This window comes from Flavobacterium sp. GNP011 (assembly GCF_056428925.1).
The window spans coordinates 12,856-37,691 of the sequence record NZ_JBWJVJ010000026.1; the positions used below are offsets into that span (position 1 = coordinate 12,856).

Here is a 24,836-nt window from a genome sequence, read left to right on the forward strand (position 1 = left end):
TAATACTTGAGCAAAGTTAAATTATTTTTTCTTATAAACCAAAAGATCATCATAATGATTATCAGGTATATATTGTACAAACGTATTTGCTTTATTTTTATTACGCCCAAAAAAAATATAAGCTATACTTAAATCCTCAAAGTTTTTATCCACATAATATCGATATGTTTTAATGCGTCTTTGATAGTTTTTGCAATGTTCTATGCATTTCTTTCTGCAAGTAGGTAAACAATCATTTATAAACTCATCGTGACTATCACTGCCACTTACAATAATTACAGCATCTTCGTTTATAGCAAAAAACATAGGTACAGTACTTAATACGGTATTAAATACAATACGCATATCACCATTATTACTATTTACATCATCAACTATTGTGCCTAATTCTTCATCATAATCGCCAAAGCCTAAATTATATACTGTTCTTCCTCCCATATTAGCTATAGGTGTATATTCAATAGCTTTGATTATTGTTTTTTCTCCAACACTTTCAAATAAGTATTGGGTTTTTATTTCTTCGGCAGTTTGCTCGGTATTATATACTGGTAAGTTGTTCAATGTTATGTCTTTTTAAAATCCTACTTTGTAAACATAAATTATTTTCTTAATAAATAAAAGCAAATGATTTTTAATTTGATTTACCGAAATGAAGTTAACCTGTGTTCAACTCATAATTTTAATAAACTCAATATTTGTTTCTTAAAAAAGATTAACGGTATGAAATTTAATATATAAAAACAAATACCTTAACTTCCTATATTGGAGTTCGACCCTAATTCAACTGCCTTTTTTTGGTGAAGTTATTGGGTAATACATGATTTTCCTCTTTTTTTTTGTACTAACTAGAAAGGAAATAAGAAAAAACGAGGTAATTAAATTGAAAATTTAATTACCTCGTTTTCAGTATGGTTTTTTAATTTTGGTTTACTTCTCTCTATAACATTTGAAGTTGTTAATATTTTAGTGCTTTTCGAATATTTGACAACAGAAAATCATCAAATAAACGTGGCTTTGCAAAGCCTTTATTTATCATTATTTCATTTAAAACGCTTCCATCTTTTAAAAATTAATAACTTAGTCTTTTTGATACTTGTCATTATAGATATTGCACCTACAATTTATTCGAAATTTAAATACTAACTTTTTTCACATTTATATTATTATTTTAAAAAAACAGTGAATCTGAAATATTGTTCATTGATGTCAGTAAAAGGAATCATTATGCTGTTTGAATTGATGCAAATACACCATTTGTAGTATAGAATGCTTCAAATGTTCTACACTAACTACTTCTTGAAATCTACATTTACAATCTTAGAATTTACTGATTTCGTATAAATTAGATTATAAAATTATTTTATTCAAAATATCTGGTAATAAAAAATTACAATCTACTCTTTACTAAGTGTTTTTAACAATGCTACAAAAAACTAAAAAAATGATGAAAAGAAAATTTAAGAATTATGCCTTTCTAATGCTAATTGTTTTAGGAAATGGATATGCCCAATCAAAAAAACACTTGGATGCCAATAAACCAATTGAAGATCGGATTTCACTTTTGATGAAAGAAATGACGTTAGAAGAAAAAATAGGTCAAATGAATCAATACAATGGATCATGGGATGTTACAGGTCCAAAACCGGAATCAGGTTCTAACGAAGAAAAATATAATAATATAAAAAAAGGATTGGTAGGTTCTATGCTAAGCATTAGAGGCGTTAAAGAAGTAAGAGCCGTGCAAAAAATGGCAGTTGAAGAAACCCGTCTTGGGATTCCGTTACTTTTTGGTTTTGATGTGATACATGGTTATAAAACGATAAGTCCTATTCCATTAGCAGAGGCTGCAAGTTGGGATTTAGAAGCCATTAAAAATTCGGCACATATTGCTGCTGTCGAAGCTTCTGCTTCGGGATTAAACTGGACTTTTGCTCCTAATGTAGACATTTCCAATGATGCAAGATGGGGACGAGTAATGGAAGGTGCCGGAGAGGATCCTTATCTGGGCAGCAAAATTGCAACCGCCAGAGTGAAAGGGTTTCAGGGAGAGAGCTTAAGTGCTACTACATCTATCATTGCTTGCGCCAAACATTTTGCAGGTTATGGTTTTGTAGAAGCAGGCAGAGAATATAATGGCGTTGATATGAGTAATTCTAAGCTCTACAATAGTGTATTGCTACCTTTTAAAGCGGCCGTCGATGCAGGAATTCGTACTTTCATGAATTCATTCAATACCTTAAATGGAATTCCGGCAACTGGAAATAGTTTTTTGCAAAGAGACATTTTAAAAGGCGCTTGGAAATTTAATGGTTTTGTTGTTTCTGACTGGGCTTCTATAGCCGAAATGATTACACACGGTTACGCTGCCAATGGGGCCGATGCCGCTCAAAAAGCTGCTATTGCCGGTTCTGATATGGATATGGAATCCAATGTGTATGTAACTGAATTAGCTCAGTTGGTAAAAAAAGGATTGGTGAAAGAAAGTGTGATCGACGATGCTGTTCGTAGAATTCTTAGAGTAAAATTTGAATTAGGTTTGTTTGATAATCCATACAAATATTGCGATGAAGCCCGTGAAAAATCAAGTATTGGAAACAAGGCCAATAATGATGCTGTTTTGGATATGGCTAAAAAATCAATTGTTTTATTGAAAAATTCGAGTCTGTCTGGGAAGAATGAAAAACTGTTGCCATTAAAAAAAGAAGGGGTAAAAATCGCTTTAATTGGTGCTTTGGCAAGTGACAAGAATAGTCCACTCGGAAGTTGGAGAATTGCCGCTGATGATAATACAGCAGTATCCGTTCTTGAAGGAATGCAATACTATAAAAACAATACATTAGTTTATGAAAAAGGAACTGATGTGGCTTTAAATAAACAATTATTTGTTGATGAAGTCCAAATTAACACCACTGATTTTTCTGGATTTGAAGCTGCAAAAAATGCAGCTAAACAAGCAGAAGTTGTGGTCATGGTTTTAGGAGAAATTGGTTTTCAAAGTGGTGAAGGACGCAGTAGAACTGAATTAGGCCTGCCGGGAAATCAACGGCAATTATTAGAGGAAGTTTATAAAGTAAATCCTAATATCATTTTGGTTTTAAATAACGGGCGTCCGTTGGCATTACCGTGGGCACAAGAAAATATTCCTGCTATTGTTGAAGCGTGGCATTTAGGAACCCAAGCCGGAAATGCAATAGCTCAGGTTTTGTATGGAGATTATAACCCAAGTGGTAAACTAACAATGTCGTTCCCAAGAAACGTTGGGCAAAGTCCAATTTATTACAATTTGTACCATACAGGACGACCAACCAATAAAGATCAAAACGTTTTTTGGTCTCATTATATCGATGTCGAAAAAACACCATTATATCCATTTGGTCATGGATTAAGTTATACTTCTTTCGAATATAAAAATCTGAAATTAGCAAAAACTTCCTTCCAAAAAGGAGAAAAAATTGAACTAAGTGTTGATGTTACGAATACCGGAGATGTTGATGGAAAGGAGGTAGTTCAGTTGTATATAAATGATGTAGCTGCGAGTGTGGTTAGACCCGTAAAGGAATTAAAAGGTTTTGAACTTATTGCATTAAAAAAAGGAGAAACGAAAACCGTTCAGTTTACTTTAACAGATAAGGAACTTGGATTTTATGACAACAATGGTAAATTTTTGACAGAATCGGGTTTGTTTAATGTTATGGTTGGCTGGAATTCTAATGAAGGACTTACGAGTAAATTTGAACTAAAATAAATACTAACGAACTTAAAAACAAAAAGATAATCATCAGGATTTAATTTGTTTTTAAGTAATTTATAGCCTGAGTAGATTGACCCTTATGAGGTTCTTAATCTATTCAGGTTTTTAGCAATATGGTAAAGCAGCAAAAAAGAGTAAGTTTTCTGTTTAGTTTTATTAATATTGTTTTCGATATGATTGAATAAAGCAATTGTAAAGTTTGTTTCAAATAGAATTGATAAATATTAAAATGTAAAATGAAAAATATCAAATATATTCTTCTGTGCTGTTTTGGTCTTATAAATTGTTTGTTTTCTCAGGATAAATTTGAAAATTTTCAATTTAGAAGTATACAGGAAACTACTTCAAAAAGAGCTATTTCTTCAATAGCTCAGGATAAAAATGGTTTTATTTGGGTAGGTACAAATGGCGCAGGTTTATATCGATATGACGGGGTAAATTATTTTGGATATAAACATGATAAAAAACCAGCTTCAGTAAACAGTAACTTTATCTATGCCACCTTTATTGATTCTAAAAATAACTTATGGATTGGTACAGATGAAGGCTTGTGTTTATACAATCGGGATCTGGATAACTTTACTAAAATCAATATTCAGGATGCAATTGTAAAAGGCTACGAACAGCCGATTACTATTAAAACCATTATTGAGGATAACAACGGTGACATCATTTTAGGTGCGTATGGTTTTGGATTATTTAAATTAAATGTAAAAACTTTAAAAGCATCTTTAGTGCACTCAAAAGTTCTGGAAAAACCAAACTTTTTAATCAAATGTTCCGTAAAAAACAAACAGGGAATACTTTATTTAGGAACCAGTTACGGACTTTTAGAGATCGATCTAAACGGAAAAGTAAAGCAGGTTTATAAAGACAAGTTTAAAAGAGAACCTTTATTAGATGATGTAGAAAGTCTTGTCATAGACAAATTTGGATATTTATGGCTGGGAACAACTGAAAATGGGCTGATAAAAATTAAACCTGAAACAGATAACTATCAATTTGAGAATTTTTTTATTACCAAAAATAAAATCTTATCTATTATACAAAGTAGTAAGGATTATGTACTTTGCGGTACCGAAAATGATGGCTTATTAGTTGTAAATAATAAAGGAGAAGTACTGAAAAAATACCTTCACAGTAAATACAATAATTTTAGTTTAAAGTCGAATTCAGTATGGTCATTGTACGAAGACAAAGAAAAAAGACTTTGGTTAGGATATTTCAATAAAGGGCTTGGCGTATTTGATAAGCCTAATAATAAATTTAATTCACTTGAGTCACTTGTTAATAATGATAATTCCTTACAGACTAGCTATGTAACTTCAATTGTAAAAGATAAAAAGGGCAATCTGATACTAAGTAATGAAGGTGGTGGACTTGATATTTATAATCTTTCTGCTAAAACTTATATCCATGTTAACAAAAATAATCAAAACTACTTTTCTGGTCTGGATGCCGTTGATATCCAGACGATTTTTATAGATAGTAAACAAAATATTTGGGTAGGAAGCTGGGATCGTGGTATCTATTTTTTGAAAAATGGAACTACCCGATTCATAAACTACAATACGACAAATACTGCCGGATTAAAATCGAATCGGATTTTTAGTTTTTCTGAAGACTCAAGGGGGCGAATTTGGATAGGAACTTTCATTAAAGGCCTCCATTATTTTGACAATAAAAGCAACACTTTTGTGCATTGCAACACTAAACCATTTGCAGATAACGCTTTGGACCAAGCATTTATTCGAAAAGTTTTTGTAGACTCTGATGACATTTTATGGGTTGGAACAATTTTAGGACTCTATCAGGTAAACTTGCTTGCCGATTCCAGTTTTAGAGTTACAAAAATGCGGGATCAAATGTTCAACGATAAAACGAAGTATAATGGTATACAGACCATTTTATCAATTTATGAGTCAAACGATAAAAAAATATGGATAGGCACAGATGGAGAAGGACTGTTTAGTTATACTAAAAAAAGCAAGATATTTTCTAATTATGATGATTTTCCTGGTTTTGAAGAAAAATCCGTTCGCGCCATCATTTCGGATAATAATGGATCTTTATGGATAAGCGGTGGATCTGGTCTAACAAAACTCGATTTTAAAAAGAAACAAAGCACCAATTTCAATAAAGATGATGGTCTTGTTGATAACGAATTTAATAATAATGCGGTTTTTAAAGATGGAAATGGCGAGCTGTATTTTGGTGGATATGAAGGAGTAAACTATTTTAATCCAAATGAAATTAAAAAAACAGAAAAAGCTCCAAGTCTGTACTTTAGTGATTTCAAATTATTTAATAAATCTGTAAAACCAAATGAAGAAAATGCTCCGTTAACCAAAGTAATTTCTCAAACAAAAGAAATTGTTCTCAATCATGCACAATCTGTTTTTACGATTGAATATGTTGGGATAAACTACAATTATTCTAAAAAAAACCAATATGCCTATTACCTTGAAGGTTTTGAGAAAGACTGGAATTATGTAGGCAATAACAGAACCGCGACATACACCAATTTGGAGCCAGGTACTTATGTTTTTAAAGTAAAATCGGCCAATGCAGATGGTTTCTGGAGCAACGTTCAGTTAGAGCTAAAAATAAAAATCCTTCCTCCTTGGTGGAAAACCATTTGGGCTTATTTAATATATGTAGCGATATTAGTTTTCCTGATTAAATATTTCAACAAAATTTATCAAAATCGTTTCAAAGCTAAACAAGCCATAATTTTAGAAAGAGAAAAAACAATTCAGGTAGAGAAATTAAATAATAAAAAATTACAGTTTTTTACTAATATTTCGCATGAATTCAGAACACCATTAACCTTGATTATTAATCCTCTTGAAGATATTTTAAGAAGTAAGAACGTATCGCGCGAAATACATAATAAATTAAAAATTGTACACAAAAGTTCAGATAGGCTTTCAAGGCTTATTAATGAGCTGATGGATTTTAACAAATTAGAGTTCAATAAAATTTTCCTTCAGGTTAAAAAAATTGAAGTAATTGCGTTTGTACAAGAAATTATTGGCTATTTCGATGAGGAAGCAGCTGCGAGAAACATAACTATTGATTTCGATTCAGAACTGGAAAAACTTGAAGATTGGTTAGATCCTAAAATGTTGGAAAAAATAATATTTAATATCATTTCAAACGCTTTTAAATTCACTCCTGATAATGGCTTTATTTCCATCTCTATAGATGAATCAGATTCACAGCATGCATTACTCATGAATGGAAATAAAGTTCCATCTTTTTCAATAACAATTTCAGACACTGGTTCAGGAATCCATAAAGAAGATTTGAAAAGAATTTTTGATCGATTTTATCAGGTCAATAACCTTAATAAAGATTACTACGGAAGCACTGGAATAGGTTTAGAGGTTGTGAAAGAATTTGTAGAGCTTCATAAAGGAAAAATTGATGTTGAAAGTATACCTGGAGCGGGAACAAAATTCATGGTAACATTTCCTTTAGGTAACTCTTTTTATAATGAAAGTGAAATAGTGGATGAGGTTTTTGAAATAGAAAAAAATAAAAATAAGTTCTTGTTTGAATCCAATAATCAACATAAAGAAGATGAAGAGATTATAAAGGAGTCAACGAAAGAAAATGATACAGATACTTCTAAATCATATACCGTTTTGATTGTGGAGGACAATCTTGAATTACGAAATTATCTGAAAGCGGAATTGAGTAGATCATATAAAGTCATTACGGCCGAAAACGGTAAAAAAGGTTACGAAATGGCTGCCCAGAAATTACCAGATATCATAATTACGGATGTTATTATGCCTGTAATGGATGGATTACAGTTGTGTAAAAATATAAAGGGAGACTTGAAAACAAGTCACATTCCATTATTAATGCTTTCTGCAAAAGCAATGGTACAGGACAGAATTGAAGGTATTGATTCCGGAGCTGATATATATTTGAGCAAACCATTTGAATTGGATATTTTAAAATCAAGCCTAGCACAGCTTATTACAAGTAGGCAAATAATGTTTAAAAAGTTTTACACAGGCATCACCAAAAAAGGGAAGGAAAAAACAACATCTTTAGATAATGATTTCATTCAAAAAATTCTTCATTTTATTAATGAGAATCTGAGTGAATCTGAGTTAAGTGTAGAGTTGCTTTCTTCTAAAGTTTTCCTCAGCAGAAGTCAATTGTATCGAAAAATAAAAACACTAACGGGAGTTTCAGTAAATGAGTTTATTAGAAATGTAAGATTAGAAAAAGCAAAACAATTACTCGAACAAGGCAATAAAAATGTAAACATCAATGAGATTAGTTATAAAGTAGGATTTACATCGCCTTCCTATTTTGCCAAATGTTATAAAATCAAATACGGTCATTTGCCAACACAGCAAGCAGGATCAAAAGAGTAGAAAGGAAAAGAATCCATTAATATTACAGTTTAGAAAGCTTCGATTTTTGAATCGGGGCTTTTTTTTTGAATTATTCTGGAAGGTATTTTTTCAGATTTGTTTAAAATTATTATTCTATTAAAAATACTCTTATAAAATTTCGCTAAATATATTTTAAAGTATAATTTTTTGCTAATACTTTATTGTTGTTTGGCTCGTATTACCTAAAACCAGTGGTTTCAAATGCTGTTTTGCATCAAATGATGCATGATTTGCTTCATCTGTGCTACAGTTTTATTGCTGTAGATTTTACTTTCGTTATGAAATAGTTAAGGAATGGTTTTTCTATCAAAACTGAAATAAATAGCCTGATAAAAAAATAACCTACCAGATATTTTAAAGAAACTCAAATAACTAAATATATAATTCAACTCTAAACCAAATTTTATGCAGAAAAGAACAATAAAAATACTATTGTGTTTTATAGTGTGTATGTGGGGAAATTTTTTCTTTGCTCAAACTGTTAAAGGAAAAGTATCATCAGGAGGGCAGGGCTTACCTGGTGTTAGTGTACTTGTACAAGGAACAAAAAATGCAACAACCACTGATTTTGATGGAGGTTTTATCTTGAATAATGTAGATCCAAGAAGTTCATTAATATTTAGCTATATAGGCTATAAAAATGTGTCCATGCCAGCAGATACTAAGTCAGTAATGAAAATCGAAATGGTTAATGAATTTGAAAAGTTGAATGAAGTGGTTGTTATAGGTTATGGAACTTCAAAAAGAAAAGATATAAATGGTGCCATCACTTCCATTAAAGCATCCGAAATTCAGGACAAACCCTTCACTTCTATTGATCAGGCTCTTGTAGGCAAAGCTGCAGGTGTAAATGTTACTCAAAATTCAGGAACGCCGGGAGGTGGAATTTCTGTTCAAATTAGGGGAATTACGTCTATTAACGGTAACGAGCCCTTATATGTAATTGACGGAACACCTGTTTTTGCAGACAAAAATAACGATTCCTTTTCGTTTAGCGCTTTAGGAGGAGGAAGCGGACAAACTAAAAATTCTGCTTTGGCAGGATTGAATATTTCGGATATCGAAACTATTGATATATTAAAAGATGCATCTTCAACGGCAATATATGGTGCAAATGGCGCAAATGGTGTTGTTTTGATTACGACTAAAAAAGGAAAGAAAGGAAAATCTGCTTTTTCGTATGAAACGTATTTAGGGACGCAGCAAGTTACAAATTCTGTTGATGTTTTAAACTTGCCACAATATGCGGCTTATCAGGCAAAAATTTTCAAACTAAATGGCGAGCCAATTCCGTTTCAATATCAAAAACCTGATTTATTAGGAAATGGTACAAACTGGCAGGACGAACTTTTTAGAAATGCTGCTATGTACAACCATCAAATATCATTTTCAGGCGAAAAAGAAGGGACAAGATATTACACGTCTTTAAATTATTTTGATCAGGAAGGAATTGTTTTGAATTCAGATTTCAACAGAATGTCTATGCGACTCAATGTAGATTCAAATGTAAAATCATGGTTAAAAATTGGAAATAATATGTCCATAAGTAAGTCATCTCAACAAGTTGTCAGAAACGATGACAGAGGTGGTTTAGTCATGAATACCTTAAGACAATCGCCAGAACTGCCAGTTAGAACTCTTGATGGTTCTTTTGCTGGTCCTACAAGTGGTTTAGGTTCTTCGGCAAATGAGGCTACCAATCCAATTGCCTTAGCTGAATATAACAACGCAAAAGCAGACCGATATAAAATCAACGGAAATGTATTTGCTGATTTCACTCTTACAAAAGGTCTGGTTTTTAGATCAGAACTGGGATATGATTTGAATTTTGCAAAAAGTAGCTCTTTTGTGCCAAAGTATACTTTAGGAAATGTATCTGAACTTTTAAACAAATCATTCAAACAGCAGGATCAAAGCTTTTATTGGAGTTTAAAAAATTATTTAACGTATAATAAGTCCTTCAATGAAAAACACAATTTTACCTTTTTGTTAGGTCAGGAATCACAAGAAAGCCAATACGAGTATTTGAGTGGTTACAGAACGGGTGAATTTTTAAACAAGAATTTCACCAACTTAAACATAGGTGATATTGATACAGCTATTAACGGAAATGGTTCTGGCAGATGGTCTATGGCATCTTATATTTCTAGATTAAATTATAGTTTTTCAGACAAGTATTCTTTCTCGGCTTCTGTAAGAGCAGATGCGTCTTCCAACTTTGGACCCAATAATAAGTGGGGTTATTTTCCATCATTTGCTGTAGGTTGGACAGTAAGTAACGAAAAGTTTTTTGAGCCTTTATCGACTACCGTTAATTATTTAAAATTCAGAGCAGGTTACGGTTCAGTCGGAAATCAAAATATTCCAGCAAATAGATACCAGACCATTCTTTCGTTGACAGCATCTCCATTTGGAGGCGTATCTCCAACAATTGATAATTTAGGAAATCCAGATATTAAATGGGAATCACTTAAGTCTTTTGATGTTGGTTTTGAATTAGGTATGCTCAATAACAGAGTAAAATTAGATTTTGATTATTATGTTAAAAATTCTTCTAATTTCCTAACGAAACAAATCAATGATGAATCAAATCAAAGCGCGCTTAATTATTTTTTGAATACAGGTGAAATTGTTACTAAGGGAATCGAACTTAGCTTGAATACTAGAAATATTTCAACCGAAAATTTTAATTGGGACAGTACTATTATTTTTTCAAAATATAATAATGAACTGACCAGTTTTCAGGGTCAGGGGAAATCATTATTAGGAAAAGTACAATTCGATTTATATAACGTGACTCGAACAACAGAAGGCGAGCCCGTTGGGCAATTCTATGGATATGTTACTGATGGTTTGTTTAAAAATGCTACAGAATTAGCGGCAGGACCAATTCAGGAAACAGGAACAGGCATTGGAGATATCCGTTTTAAGGATTTGAATAACGACGGAAAAATTGATGCTAAAGATCAAACAGCGTTAGGAAGCGCAATTCCGGATTTTACCTATTCTTTAACGAATAACTTTAAATATAAAAACATGAGCTTATCAGTTGTTTTAACTGGTAGTCAGGGTAATGAAATTTACAATTTTACCCGTCATTACACAGATGGAATTTATCCTGGATTTGGAGATCGATTCGCCAATATAAGCACAAGAGCTTTAAATTCGTTTGAAGCAGGGGTAAATGAAAATACAAATGAACCAAGAATTAGTCTAAATGATCCAAATGGGAATGGCAGAATCTCAAGTAGGTTTGTGGAAGATGGTTCTTATTTAAGAATTCAGAATGTTTCTTTGAGCTACGATTTACCAAAGAAAATATTCGAAAAATCTATCATAACTAAAGTGAGATTGTATGTCAATGTCCAAAACTTATATACGTGGACTAAATATTCCGGTTTTGATCCAGCTTTAGGAAATTTAGATCAGAACATCACCCTAAGCGGCATTGATCTGGGGCGATATCCAGTACCGAGAACGACTTCAATGGGATTAAACATAGAATTTTAAAATTTATGCAACAACACAAATTAATTTAAATATTCACAGTCATTAAATAAAAATAATAGTTATGAAAAAACTTTTTAAACTTTTTATGATGGGAATGCTAATACCATTACTGTCTTTATTTTCCTGTTCAGATGATTTTTTGAATGCACCATCTGAAAATCAATTAACGCCGGGCGATTTACCCGAAGGAGTTACAGCTTTTGACGGAATCGCTGAGAGCTTGTACTTTAAGCCGTGGTTTTTGGTTAATGATAAATTTCTGATTGCAGTAGGTGACATGTATGCTGGAAATGCTTTTACATTTGATGGTGCTTATTCTCAATTTAAAGATGCTCAAGTAACCTCTCAAAACCCAATTCTCACAGAAGGTTACGTTGCGCTATTTTCGGTGATCGATCAATCCAATAATCTAATGAGTCTGGTTGAAGAAAGAAAAAGTGAATTGCCTGAAGCATCCTATAAAAAAGCTATTGCAATATCCAGGTTCATGAGAGCAAATGCTTACTTCTATCTCGTGAGAACTTTTGGAGCTGTTCCTATTATAAACAAAGCGGGTTCTGCTGCACAGCCAAAAAGAAATCTTGTTACAGATGTTTATAAATTCATAAAACAAGATTTAACATATGCTATCGAAAATTTGCCTGAGACTTCAGTGAAAAAAGGATATGTTACCAAATTTGCAGCGATGGGTATTCTTGCAAAAGTACATTTAACTTTAAATGAATACGGAGAATGCGCTACGTTAACCCAGAAAATTATCGGAAATCAATATACTTTAATTCAGGAGTACGGCAACTTATTCAGCAGCCCTGAAAACAACAATAGTGCAGAGAGTATGTTTGCGCTACAATGGAAAGCTATTGCAACAGAATGGGGAACTCAAAATACCAATCAAGCTTACATTGTTCCTAATGGTACTGGCATTACAGGAGGTGGTGACGGTTGGGGAGTTTACCTGCCATCTATTTCACTGCAAAGCGGTTTTGAGCCTAACGATAAGAGAAAGAAGAATACGATCATGACCGAGGGCGATTTTTATCCAGAACTGTTAAAAGACAAAGGAGGTTTTATGTATAAAAAAATACTCTCATCTACAGGCGCTAATTTTAGAAAGTATATTGTAGGATCTGCGGCCGAAAGAAATGATGTGTTTTTTATGAGAACTTCACAAAACACCATTATACTAAGATACTCTGATATTTTATTAATGCATGCCGAAGCGGTTTTGGCTGGAGCAGGTTCTACTAGTACTACTGTTGCTTTAAACGCTTTTAATGAAGTGAGATTAAGAGCTGGATTACCTCCTAAAACAGTACTTACCAGAAACGATTTATTTAATGAACGAAGAGTTGAATTTGCACTTGAAGGACAATATTTCTTTGATTTAAAACGCCGTGGTCTCGCAGAAGCTACAGCAATTATGTCGCAGCAAGAAGTTGGTTTTTATTCTGATGATGAAAGAACAGTTTTAGTTTCTCGAAAGATCACTCCTGGAGCCAATTACTTTGAATTGCCTTTGCCTCAGTCTGCAATTGATACAAATCCTTCATTATTAGAGCCTCCGGTTCCTTTTAACTTTAATTAAATTTTTATGATCAATAAAATAAAATATAGAATTATAATTCTTTTAGCATTGGCTTCTTTTACAGCTTGTCAAAATGATGATGTACCTACTGCAAATATAGAGGCCATGGTTGCTGAACCTGGAGATCTGTTGAATCAGGCTTTTCCACTTAATAAAGTGAGAGTGGAAGGTGAAGGTTTAATGGGATTAAAAAAAATCACACTTGACAACAAAATTGATATCAGTTTTAATCCCAACTACAATTCAGATAAGTCGTTTATTTTTACGATTCCCTTTGATGAAAAACTAGGAAGCAGATTTGGGGTACAGCCAATCACTTTTATAACCGGAAACGGATCTGTAACCAAAAATATCGAGATACTACAACCCGTTCCTACTATTACAAAAACAACTCCAGCTGTGGCAACTCCGGGATTTCCATTAGAAATTGAAGGAACCTGGTTTTTTAATATTTCTTCGATCACTTTAGGAGGAAAAGCATTGACTTATACCGTAAAATCTTCTTCTTCAATTATTATCGGTTTGCCTGTAGATGCAGTCTCGGGCTCAGAAATAGCCATCACAACACCTGGAGGTACAGCAAAAAAAACAATAAATTTTGCCACACTAGTTCTTGTATCTAATTTTGATGGAGGTGGCTCCCGAGAATCTTGGAGTTCTTATGGTGATGTAGCTTCTTTTAGTACAAGTACTGCGGGCGGTCCAACAGGTAATTATGCAGCACTTACTTGGTCTGGCTCAACTGCCAATGGATACAATGGTAGCAGCGGTGGTGGTGGAACAAGTTTTTTAAGTACCTCTAACAATGATGCTACAAAAACATTTATTGATATTGATGTAAGCGCAAATGTTATAGGTGCACAGTTTGCGATCCAGTTAAATACTATTGATGGCAAAGACTATGGTTATAATTTTAAAGTAACCAATGTAAATTGGACAACAAAAACCATATCTCTAGCTGATTTTAAAGATAACTATGGGTTCGGAGCAAATAATGCTAGTACAATTGATGCATCTAAAGTTAACGAAATTAAAGTGGGAATTGTACAGAGTGATACGCCAAATCCTAGCGTAATAAAATTTGACAATATTAAAATTAGGTACCAATAATAAAGGTTTATGTTCTATTTAGCTTCTAAATAAAGGTTGTTATCAAAAGCAACCTTTTTTTAGAACTAAGTAAGCAAAAACAATATAAAAGAAATTATAAATAGGAGTATTTTCCCTACTAGAAGATATTCTATAATAAAAAATAGTATGAAAATTAAATTTTTACTGGTGCTCAGCAGTCTCTTCTTTTTTTTAAATGCCTGTTCTAAAGAGGACAGTACAGTAATCGAAAATTTAGAAAATCCACTTGCAAACGCACCCAAAGATGTTAATGACAATGGTTTTAGAGCCAAATGGAATTATGTATCCAAGTCAAAAAGCTATCTTTTAGACGTTTCTACAACAGAGAATTTTTCAGCATTTGTGCCCAATTACAATTCAAAAGAAGTTACTGATTTAAACGAAGTTGTAGATGGTTTAACAGGAGGTACGCAGTATTATTACAGAGTAAGAGCCAAATCTGAGTCTCAAACTTCAGGTTATTCTAATGTGATAAGTGTTGTAACTACGGGTACAAGTAACGTTCCTGAGGATCCTACTTTTTTGAAAGTAAAAGTAAATAAACTAGCAAATCCATTTTTTGTAGGTATGGCAGTAAAGGCTAATCAGTTGAATGCTGGTAGCCCATATGACGTTATTTTAAAAAATGAATTCAGTAGTATTTCTGCAGAATATGAAATGAAAATGGATCAAATTTCTGTTGCTAGCGGTGTTTACAATTGGACTGTAGCAGATAAAATAGTAGCCTACGGTAATACTAACACTATTAATGTGCACGGGCATGCGCTTGTATGGCACAATTCTGTTCCATCTTGGTTAGCAAACTATGCTGGTACTGATGCAGAATTTAGTCTAGAGGTTAAAAAATACATTACAGATGTCGTAACCCATTATAAAGGGAAAGTGAAATCTTGGGACGTTGTTAATGAGTCTATAGCAGATAATGGATCCATGAGAAATACAGTGTTCCTGAGAAGAATGGGACCAAATTATGTCAACGATTGCTTTAAATGGGCCAGAGAAGCAGCAAACGCCGCAGCAGATACGCAATTATTATTGTTTTATAACGATTATGCAACTTCAGATAATAGCAACAAGCAAAATGCAGTTTACACGCTTATTGATAAACTGATTACAGATAAATTGATTGATGGAGTTGGTTTTCAAATGCACAATACAATATTCACTCCTTCAAAAAGCCAAATTGAAACAGATATAAATAGAGCCGTTATTAAAGGTTTAAAAATTCACATTTCAGAGTTGGATATGCAAGTAAATCCGGGTAATGCACAATCAAACTTAACCGCAACTTTTACAAACGAATTACGATTAGCTCAAAAAGCTAAATATAAAGAGATCGTTAAAATATATAATGCATTACCTAAAGCAAATAAATATGCCTTAACCGTTTGGGGAATGAAAGATAATGAATCTTGGATTCCGTTTAGTACTGAGTTGAACCACCCAGGAAATGACTGGCCGTTATTGTATGACGCAAATTTTACTATCAAAAGTTCGCATACCGGATTTCTAGAAGGTTTAGATTAAATTTTAAAGCATAACACTTTATTATACTATTAATTAACCACAAAAAATTATGAAAAAATTAAATTTGTTATCAGCAGTATTGTCATCTGTTTTAGTACTTACATCTTGCTCAGACAATACACCCTCTGAATTGAAAGAAGACCAATTGGCAAGTGAAAAGACCTCTGAAAGTACAAGTAAAATAGCCGCTGCGCCTTGGGTGAAACAATTTGAAGATACATTTAATGTAGGTTCAAATTTGGCACAATGGACTAAAGAACAACGAACAGATTATAACTCCAAATATTGTGACTATAATAGTTCAGTACCTACTACACAATTAAGAGATGGAAAACAATGTCTAGAAATCAAAACAACCAAATTAAGTAGTTTGAAATATCAATCTGGTTTCATTACTTCTAAATACCAATACAAACCAGAAAACAATACAGAGTATATGCTCTCTGCTAATATTAAATTAGTAGCGATGGATGGCGGAACATACAAATCTTTCTCAGATACTTATGGTGCATGGCCGGCTTTTTGGACCGTGCAAGGAAATGGATGGCCAACCAAAGGAGAAATTGATATTCTGGAAGGCTACTCTTTTGCACCTAATGCAAGCCGTTATACTTCAAATATTTTTTATGGAACTACTGTTGGAACAAACTTACTAGGTAATGCTGCCGAAAGAAGTTATCCGAGTACTTTTAATCTCAACGGAAACAACGGATGGCATTTATATGAATCCTTCTGGAGAATGAAAAACAATGTGGTAACAGTAACCATAAAGGTTGATAATGCAACTGTTGCAACATATACAAACAGTAGCGCAGCGAATCTAAATTTCAATAATTTTGGAACCCATTCTATTATTTTCAATATGAATGTAGGATCTAACGACTCTAATTTTATCAACCCGAATAAAATCAACTTATTTTCATCAGTAATGATGTGGGTAGATGATGTGACGGTTTACAAAAGACCAATCTAATTGATAAGTTAGGAGGCAGATTCCGAAAGATTACAGCAATTTATGTTTTAGCTAGCAGTGATGGTTTGAATTGAATTCTTCAAAATACAACTTTATAACGAGGCTTTTCCTTTGGGGAAAGCCTCTTTTTTAATATCAATTTTACCTCTTGTTATGTTCCTATTTTGAATGTAAGTCAAAGGCTTTTATGTTTTTGGTGCCTTCATCTGTAATAGAGAAATTATCCTTCAGACGAAATTAAAAACAACTACACTGTATTGACCACAAAGGCAATTATCTAGACAGCTACCAAAAGTTGAATCAGGATACTGAAAAGCAAAAGACATTGATTTTGAATTAATCTATACCGACCAAATCAACGTGGCTTATATCCTGAAATTGTTAGCGCAATTAAAAGGTGAAGAAACGCCAACTGCAGTTGCAGCCCAAAGAAACCCATTATTTATTATTTGGGAGGATACATTCAGTTAAAAATCAAAAGGGATTTAATCCAAAAATGTAATGATAAAAACAGGGCTAACATCAAAAACGGGTATACTATTGAAGATGAATTTGAAAAATACTGCCAAGATCAAAAGTCTTTACATTAAGTAAATTATTAGAGGAGAAATACCTGAACAATGCACAATTCAAATCCTGAAACGATACTGATATCAACAGCGGTCGAGAACCGATAAAAGATGAAGTTTTTCAATGCTTTTGCAACAGTCTTAGCTTCCTGCAAGCCATAACAATTGGTGACCGAATTATTGCGAAAATGAAAGAGTTTGTTGAGGTTGTTGTGATGGGGATGATTGCATGTGGTACGTAAGATTATTTTGTAGAAATATTTTTATTTGTATTAATTTAATTATAAATTAGCAAAAGAAAAAGAATGACGTTGCTCAAACACAAGCTATCTAATTTGGGAGTGATGTGTCTGCATTTGTCAGACATATATACGAGTTACAAGTCATTCCCCCTAGACTCCCGCCCTGACCCCATAAGCTAACGGCGGAAAAGTGGAAAAATGAAAGGAATTAATAAGAAAAAATAATTCTGCAAATATCTGATTTACAAAACATTAATAAAACGTTAGTTAGAATTTTAAAGAATCTTATAATACAATTAAACTATGAGTAAAGAAGAGAATTTATTACAAAAACTTGATGAAACTAAAAACAGTTTAAGCACAGACCGTTTAGATATGTCTTTTGGCGAAATTATGAGTATGTACGAAAGAAGAGAAATTATAATTGACCCAATATTTCAAAGATTATTTCGATGGACTGACTTTCAGCAAACTAGATTTATCGAATCTCTTCTTCTCGGAATTCCTATACCACCAATATTTGTTGCAGAAGATAAAGATGGACGATGGGAATTGGTAGATGGCTTACAAAGAATATCTACAGTTTTTTCTTTTTTTGGATTATTAGATAAACTTCCCGAAAAAAATAACTGGATATTAAGACATGGAGATTTAATTCCTGAATTAGAAAATTTTGGTTGTAAAGATTTGCCATTAAAACTTCAATTAAATATCAAAAGAGCAGTCTGTAGAATTGAAATTGTCAAATGGAATAGTAAATATGATATGAGATATGAACTTTTCAATAGACTTAATACTGGTGGTGCAAGACTTACCGACCAAGAAATTAGAAATTGTATTTTTAGAGGCGTATCAAATGATTTTAACGCTTTCTTAAGTGACGAAGCTAAACAAACTGTGTTTATTGATTTAATTGGCCCCACAGAGAAACAAGTAGAAGAGTTGTACCTTGACGAACTTGTTTTAAGATTCTGTGCTCTATATAACAACGCAGAGAATATTAAGGAAAATATTTCTGAACACATGACTTCATTTATGAAAGACGTTGTATCACAACCCGAAAAAATTAATGAATTCAAAGAAATGTTTAATCGTACAATATCTATTTTGCAACCTATTGGAAAAGAGGTTTTTAGAGGCTCTAACAATGTATTATCTACGAGTCTTTATGATGGAATTACTATTGGAATCGCACAAAACATTGAAAAGTACGAGGGTAAAAGCACACCATATTTAATTGAAAAAATTGACCAACTTAAAACCGATGAGGACTTCAAAAGAGCTTCGGGGTCTGCCGCAAATAGTAAAACAAGGATTCAAAAAAGACTTTTAGTTGCAAATGCAATTTTTGACAAAGAATAAAATGAATTTATTAATTGAAGAAATACAGGAGGATATAAATTGGCGAATCTCAGAAATATCAAATATAAAAACTATTCCATTAAGATATAATATGCTTGATGCACATAAGAATACTTTAATTTTATATTCTGTACCTTCTTTATATTCAATATGGGAAGGTTATGTAAAAAACACTTTTCAATTATTAACCAATTATTTAAATAATTTAGGTCTTCAAGCTAGGCTAATTCATATAAACCTTTTGACCCATACTATTGAAAATGAATGTTTATTGGGAAATGAAAGAAAACATTTTGACAAAAAAATTGGTCTAGTAGAAACTACATTAAATATTTATGATGCTACATTAAATATTAAACAAGCAATTCCAACAGAATCAAATGTGAACTATAAAGTTATAAATAAGGTACTAGAAAGATTTAATATTAATTTTTTGGATAGCAAATATGAAAAACCATTAAATAGACTATTACTTTTTAGAAATAAAATTGCTCATGGTGAAAACTCAATTAAAGTAAGCAAACATGATGTTAATGATTTTTCATTTTTAGTCGAAAATCTAATGTATGATACATTAATATTAATTGGGGATTATCTTAAAAATGAGGATTATAAAAAAAACGACTTGTAACACTTGCTACAATTGATTTGGGCAATTGGCTTAATTTGAAAATGGTTTTGTATTTGGGTTGTTTAGGCAAATCCGAAAATAGGGCTTAATTTAGTCCCAAACCCGCTGTAGTAGCGGGTCGTTGGCGGTCAGTTTGGCGCAGAGAAAAAAACAAAAAATGAGAAATATAAAATCAATTTTGACTTTTATCTTAGTTCTGACTTTTGCTAATATTTATGCAAATAAAGACAGAATTGAAAGACCACAATCTTTTAAATTTATTTTTGAAAATAATGAAGTTGTAAATTTAAAGTCAACTGACTTAAAATTGAAAAAATATTGTGATGAAATAGTTAGCAGAAAAAGAAAGATTGTTGAAGCGCAATTGAGATTTAAAACAGGAGAAATAATCACGGCTAAATATTACGGTAAAAATTGGAGTTGTTTAAAAATATCCTATAAAAACAAAGAAATAAATGTTCCGAAAAATATTTTGAAAAAAATTACTCAAATTCATTTTTCAACTTTAAATCTAATATGGTCGTCAGATAATGAAGTCGCTTTTAATTCATCGTATTTCTTTATGGATTTTGAAGTTGGAACAGTAAAATATTTTAATGAATTGCCAAAGTTGCAGATGTTTTTTGAAGACCCAATGCTTTTCGGAGATAAAAAATTTTCAAAATGTACAATAGAAAAGCAAGTCGGAGAAAATGCAACGCGATCATTTGACTTTTAACATAACGAAAAGCACTAAACATAACACACGCTACAAGCAATTTGGATATTAGGCTTAATTTGAAATTGGTTTTGTATTTGGAAGATTTACTTCGCCTGTTTGCTATCACTCTAATGGCAAATCCGAAAATAGGGCTTAATTTAGTCCCAAATCCGTTGTAGTAGCGGGACGTTGGCAGCAATAATTCGAAAAATGACGAAAAAAATAATATTCATATTTCTAATTGTAATTTCTGCTGTTTCAGTTGGTTTTTTGGCCTTAGCGAAAAAACCAACAATTGAAAATGATAGATTTGTAACTTTTATTGTTAATCCTAAAAAGCAAAATGTTCAATTTTACTGGAAAAACGAAAAAGACCAAAATTTTAAAAACGTTGAGAATTTAAAATTATGGCTCAATAATAAGAAGAAAGAGCTAATTTTTGGAACTAACGGCGGAATGTATAAGAAAGATAACTCGCCACAAGGATTATATATTGAAAATGGAAAAAAGAAAATGGAAATTGACACAACCAAAGGAAATGGAAATTTTTATTTAAAACCAAATGGCATTTTTTATATTTCGGTAGACAAAAAACCAAATATTTGTTTGACCGAAAAATTCATAGAAAACAAGCACATAAATTTCGCAACTCAATCTGGACCAATGTTAGTAATTGACGGAAATATACATTCTGCATTTCAGAAAAATTCTGTGAATCTAAATATTAGAAATGGAATTGGAATTTTGCCGAATAATGAAATAGTATTTGCGATGTCGAAAAAAGAAATTAATTTTTATGAATTTGCTGAATACTTCAAAGAATTGGGTTGTAAAAACGCTTTATATTTAGACGGTTTTGTTTCTAGAACATATTTACCAGAAAAAAACTGGATACAAACTGACGGGAATTTTGGTGTGATAATTGGAGTTTCGAAATAGACAACCAATTATTACTGCTGGTAACACATGCTACAAGCAATTTGGGCATTAGGCTTAATTTGAAATTAGTTTTGTATTTGGGAGATTTGGCAAATAAGAAGAATGGGCTTAATTTAGTCGCAAACCCGCTGTAGTGCCAGAATGTTGGCAGTAATTCTCAAAAACACCACTAATTGAACCTAGGAAAACAAACAAATTTTTATTATACCACAAACTATAGTATTTGTAAATCTGTTTTTATTTTGATAATTTTAATTTATTTTTGTTATTTGTTAATCAATTAAACTAAATTCTATGGCAACCATTGATGATATTTCTCAATTAGTCAAACATAATTATGGTTGTGACCCCCAAAAACCGGGCGAAAATGAAATTGTGCCGGGTACTAACTTTAAAATGTTACAATTATTTCCGAACGGGAACAAATTCCCATATGATAAAGATTTTGGGAGTGCATATATAAATGAAAAAGCTAGACAAATTGTATACACGTCTCGCGGAAGTATTACTGGGGGCGACTGGCTCCTAACCGATCCAGGCATTGCGTTCCAATATGGCGCAAAAGAAAGGACAGCAGATGCTGTTGCAAATCTAAAATCGCTGATGGATGATCCCAAATACAAATGCTATAAGTTTATCGCAGTGGGTCATTCTATGGGTGGTTATATTGCCAAAGGTGCTGTGACTAATCTAGAAAGAGATTATCCTAAATTAATAGGAGTATCTATTAATTCTCCCGGAGACAAACATACGGTAAGTAAGAATATTCTGGAGTTAAATAATCAAGCTGATCTCGCCAGTCGTTTTACCTATAGTCAGCCCAATCGTATAAGTCTCAAGGTAGAAGATGATCCTTTGAGTTGGGAAGGATTTGCACGCGACCCCATTCGCTGGATCGGTGATTTATTTAATACCCCAAAAAGAAATCATGGCATTGAAGGTTTAGAAAAAGAAGTCGAAAAAAAAAATTTAGGTAAATTCGAATTAAATGAAATTATTATAGATGGATCTGATACTCAAAAAAAATTTTTAGAGGGGATTCAAAAAAATGACAAGGAGGGTAATAGCTTTATTCGACTCAATGGAAATACAGTACAGGGTAATGAAGTTTTACCGGAACTGCCAACTCTTGCAATCACTTATAGTGGTAAGGAGGGAGAAGAGCAACATGCAGAAGGGTTCGGACTAACATTTAAAGTCCCGTTAGACTGGGTAAAAGGAATTGAAGACGGTTGGAATGGTGTAACCAATTTTTTTTCTGGAAAAACCGAACATACCATAGAAAAAAAGGATGGAGAAAATCTTGCAAAATTTAAAGAAAGGGAAGATGGATCGCTCGAAAAAGTAGAGCCAGTGCCAACAACCGAACCTAAGCCTTCGCTAGAACCTGTTCCTCAGCCTCCACCACCCGATAAGCAAATAGAATTATTAAGGACATTTACACAATCCGATAAAATCACTTTAAACGAAACAGACATGCAAATTAATGTTGTAAAAGATGCTACTAATCCTTCTGCCAGCGATATAGAAAAACTAAGATCATCGATCAAAGCCTTAAACGGCGTAAGAATCGAATATGGTGGTTTTAAGGGAGCGTTTAGTTTATTACTTTTAACAATTCATCCTACTTCGGCATTTTTTAGAAAGGCAGTTGAAATGGGAGGTTTAGAGCAAAGTGGTTATTTGTCGCTCATGTTTGGTTCGTGGTTAAAACCAACTGATAAACCCTTATCCGGTGATATTGTTTTAGCACAAAGCTTGTTCCTCACAGATACAGAGGGATGGGGTGTATTGTTAGATTTTAAAAATGAAAATGATGTGGCTGTGTTAATGGCGGATGGCAATGGCTACAATGCAAAAATTGCAGAAGGCATACCCATAAAAATTTCCAAAGGCTGGCGACCTGCGTTTAAGCAGGTTTTGGAAGAAAATTCGCCTATTGGAGAATTTTGGGGGCCAATGATGATTCAAATGAAAAGAGTACTTGAATCGGCAAATGGCTCATCCAGTATAAACGATTTTACAGAAATGATTTTACGACAGTCGGGGTATAAGGCTGCTAATTTCGACGACTTTATGGGACAGATTGCGGCAGAGATAAAACCAATTACCACAACAGATCAATTACAACCCGGTAATATCGTATTTGGAAAAGAACCTGTTAGTATGGGCATCTGGCTGTCGAGTTATAAAGTATTTGGTGTATTGGACGGATATGGCGTTAAATATTATAATACGGAGGAGTTTGAGCCTGACAGAGTTTGGTCGCCTCATAAAAAGAAAGCATAAAGATTTACTTTCATGACACAAATGTGTAATCCTTTTGAAAGTAGAATCTTTAACATTTTATTCTTTGGTATTAGCTTTGTATTATAGAAAAAAAAGAACTACTGCCAACAGCTAGGTTTTCGTTGCGGCTGCAAGCCGAACAATGAAACCCGTGTTGAACGGAACCGATTACACTTCCGGTAACACTATGCATTTATCGTCAAGATTTTTAAGGAGATTTGTGAAGGCTTGGCCTTGGTTCATCGCCATTTCTTGAAGCCGCGGAACATTGTGCGTTACTTTGAAAGAAAAATTACGATAAAAAGAAAATATAAAAATGGGATTAGATATTAGTGTCGGAGTTGATAATTACGAAGTCATATTTGATGAAAATTACCATCAAAATGATGATGAAAATTTTAATAAACATAGTTTGAGCAGAACATTTTGCAATTTTATTTGCAGAAAACAAGTGATTGAAACTGAAGCCGAATTAGACCAGATTGGAAAAATTATCGGAGTTGATATTAGTGCGATTTATGAAATGGGAAATTATGTTGATATTGAAGAACTTGCAGAATATATTGACGAAGAAGAATTGGAAGATGAAATTATTAAAGCTGAATTAAATAATGCAAAACTTGAAGGAAATATAAATAAAGTTTTGAAAACTGTTTCTGAATTAATTACAAAACTTAATGAAATAGAAAGCTTGTCAAAATTACTTTTAAAAACTGAATTTGATACTTTAAATAACGACGAGTATTTTTCATCATTTCCAATTGACAAAGGAAAAGGTTACATTGACAATAATTTTGGTCAAGATTTGAGAAACTTTAAAAATTTTCTAGAATATTGTCTAAAAAGAGAAACTAAAACTGTTTGGTTTATATTTGGTTAAATGAATAGAAAACTAAAAAACGAATAGAAAAGCAACGCACAACAGCACTTTGCAAAAATGGCGGGTTTTGGGTTTAATTTAAAGTTGGTTTTGTACATGCAAAGTCAGTGTTTAACCAAAAGTTTGCTTCCTTAAATTCGCCACTTCTGCAAGCTGCAAAACGTTATGCGGCAGCTAAAGAAAATCGAGCTAAAAAACAACATTTAAAAGAATTACTCTAGATTTAAGATTTGGGTGGAATACAAAGCAGAAAATTGAAAGTTAGCACACATTTATGAAACTGTTTAGAAATAAAATAGATCGATTCGTGCTTATCCGTGGTACTCGGC

General features: G+C 32.5%; 15 protein-coding genes. 14 read left to right on the forward strand and 1 reads right to left on the reverse strand.

From position 1 onward, the window contains the following. Positions 1 to 21: 21 nt before the first annotated feature. Complete coding sequence (locus AC061E_RS15740) at positions 22 to 561, reverse strand: DUF6934 family protein (RefSeq protein ID WP_478287099.1); 540 nt, start codon at positions 559 to 561, stop codon at positions 22 to 24. Positions 562 to 1,444: 883 nt separating this feature from the next. Here AC061E_RS15740 and bglX point away from each other — a divergent pair. The 14 genes from bglX (at position 1,445) to AC061E_RS15810 (ending at position 24,507) form a co-directional block, all read left to right on the forward strand. Beyond that, entirely contained in the window at positions 1,445 to 3,745 is a 2,301-nt protein-coding gene (gene bglX, locus AC061E_RS15745; protein ID WP_478287113.1) for a beta-glucosidase BglX, read from the forward strand. Between the two features lie 242 nt (positions 3,746 to 3,987). After that, entirely contained in the window at positions 3,988 to 8,148 is a 4,161-nt protein-coding gene (locus AC061E_RS15750; protein WP_478287100.1) for a hybrid sensor histidine kinase/response regulator transcription factor, read from the forward strand. A 426-nt stretch (positions 8,149 to 8,574) separates the two neighbouring features. Further along, a complete protein-coding gene (locus AC061E_RS15755) occupies positions 8,575 to 11,679 on the forward strand; it encodes a SusC/RagA family TonB-linked outer membrane protein (protein WP_478287101.1) in 3,105 nt (1,034 codons plus the stop codon). 61 nt (positions 11,680 to 11,740) lie between these two features. Then, positions 11,741 to 13,264, forward strand: coding sequence for a RagB/SusD family nutrient uptake outer membrane protein (locus tag AC061E_RS15760; RefSeq protein WP_478287102.1), 1,524 nt, complete (start codon positions 11,741 to 11,743; stop codon positions 13,262 to 13,264). A 6-nt stretch (positions 13,265 to 13,270) separates the two neighbouring features. After that, positions 13,271 to 14,374 (forward strand): hypothetical protein, encoded by a 1,104-nt coding sequence (locus tag AC061E_RS15765; protein WP_478287103.1) that lies wholly within the window; start codon positions 13,271 to 13,273, stop codon positions 14,372 to 14,374. Between the two features lie 147 nt (positions 14,375 to 14,521). Continuing rightward, the gene (locus tag AC061E_RS15770) at positions 14,522 to 15,922 is read left to right on the forward strand and encodes an endo-1,4-beta-xylanase (RefSeq protein ID WP_478287104.1); all 1,401 of its coding nucleotides are present in this window, start codon (positions 14,522 to 14,524) and stop codon (positions 15,920 to 15,922) included. Between the two features lie 49 nt (positions 15,923 to 15,971). Then, a complete protein-coding gene (locus AC061E_RS15775) occupies positions 15,972 to 16,895 on the forward strand; it encodes a glycoside hydrolase family 16 protein (protein WP_478287105.1) in 924 nt (307 codons plus the stop codon). A gap of 354 nt (positions 16,896 to 17,249) precedes the next feature. Further along, complete coding sequence (locus AC061E_RS15780) at positions 17,250 to 17,366, forward strand: hypothetical protein (RefSeq protein ID WP_478287114.1); 117 nt, start codon at positions 17,250 to 17,252, stop codon at positions 17,364 to 17,366. Positions 17,367 to 18,009: 643 nt separating this feature from the next. After that, positions 18,010 to 19,068, forward strand: a complete 1,059-nt coding sequence (locus AC061E_RS15785) for a DUF262 domain-containing protein (protein WP_478287106.1) — start codon at positions 18,010 to 18,012, stop codon at positions 19,066 to 19,068. 1 nt (position 19,069) lies between these two features. After that, entirely contained in the window at positions 19,070 to 19,699 is a 630-nt protein-coding gene (locus AC061E_RS15790; RefSeq protein WP_478287107.1) for an MAE_28990/MAE_18760 family HEPN-like nuclease, read from the forward strand. Positions 19,700 to 19,856: 157 nt separating this feature from the next. Beyond that, positions 19,857 to 20,417 (forward strand): hypothetical protein, encoded by a 561-nt coding sequence (locus AC061E_RS15795; RefSeq protein WP_478287108.1) that lies wholly within the window; start codon positions 19,857 to 19,859, stop codon positions 20,415 to 20,417. A 192-nt stretch (positions 20,418 to 20,609) separates the two neighbouring features. Next, a complete protein-coding gene (locus AC061E_RS15800; RefSeq protein ID WP_478287109.1) occupies positions 20,610 to 21,338 on the forward strand; it encodes a phosphodiester glycosidase family protein in 729 nt (242 codons plus the stop codon). 294 nt (positions 21,339 to 21,632) lie between these two features. Next, positions 21,633 to 23,627, forward strand: a complete 1,995-nt coding sequence (locus AC061E_RS15805) for an alpha/beta hydrolase family protein (RefSeq protein WP_478287110.1) — start codon at positions 21,633 to 21,635, stop codon at positions 23,625 to 23,627. Positions 23,628 to 23,943: 316 nt separating this feature from the next. Then, positions 23,944 to 24,507, forward strand: coding sequence for a hypothetical protein (locus AC061E_RS15810; RefSeq protein ID WP_478287111.1), 564 nt, complete (start codon positions 23,944 to 23,946; stop codon positions 24,505 to 24,507). Positions 24,508 to 24,836 lie beyond the last annotated feature (329 nt).

What these genes read in the sequence shown, in the direction of transcription:
- AC061E_RS15775 (WP_478287105.1), top strand. Translation starts at nt 15,972, where the DNA reads ATGAAAAAATTAAATTTGTTATCAGCAGTATTGTCATCTGTTTTAGTA.
- AC061E_RS15755 (WP_478287101.1), top strand. Translation starts at nt 8,575, where the DNA reads ATGCAGAAAAGAACAATAAAAATACTATTGTGTTTTATAGTGTGTATG.
- AC061E_RS15795 (WP_478287108.1), top strand. Translation starts at nt 19,857, where the DNA reads ATGAGAAATATAAAATCAATTTTGACTTTTATCTTAGTTCTGACTTTT.
- AC061E_RS15760 (WP_478287102.1), top strand. Translation starts at nt 11,741, where the DNA reads ATGAAAAAACTTTTTAAACTTTTTATGATGGGAATGCTAATACCATTA.
- AC061E_RS15800 (WP_478287109.1), top strand. Translation starts at nt 20,610, where the DNA reads ATGACGAAAAAAATAATATTCATATTTCTAATTGTAATTTCTGCTGTT.
- AC061E_RS15770 (WP_478287104.1), top strand. Translation starts at nt 14,522, where the DNA reads ATGAAAATTAAATTTTTACTGGTGCTCAGCAGTCTCTTCTTTTTTTTA.
- AC061E_RS15750 (WP_478287100.1), top strand. Translation starts at nt 3,988, where the DNA reads ATGAAAAATATCAAATATATTCTTCTGTGCTGTTTTGGTCTTATAAAT.
- AC061E_RS15810 (WP_478287111.1), top strand. Translation starts at nt 23,944, where the DNA reads ATGGGATTAGATATTAGTGTCGGAGTTGATAATTACGAAGTCATATTT.
- AC061E_RS15785 (WP_478287106.1), top strand. Translation starts at nt 18,010, where the DNA reads ATGAGTAAAGAAGAGAATTTATTACAAAAACTTGATGAAACTAAAAAC.
- bglX (WP_478287113.1), top strand. Translation starts at nt 1,445, where the DNA reads ATGAAAAGAAAATTTAAGAATTATGCCTTTCTAATGCTAATTGTTTTA.
- AC061E_RS15805 (WP_478287110.1), top strand. Translation starts at nt 21,633, where the DNA reads ATGGCAACCATTGATGATATTTCTCAATTAGTCAAACATAATTATGGT.
- AC061E_RS15765 (WP_478287103.1), top strand. Translation starts at nt 13,271, where the DNA reads ATGATCAATAAAATAAAATATAGAATTATAATTCTTTTAGCATTGGCT.
- AC061E_RS15790 (WP_478287107.1), top strand. Translation starts at nt 19,070, where the DNA reads ATGAATTTATTAATTGAAGAAATACAGGAGGATATAAATTGGCGAATC.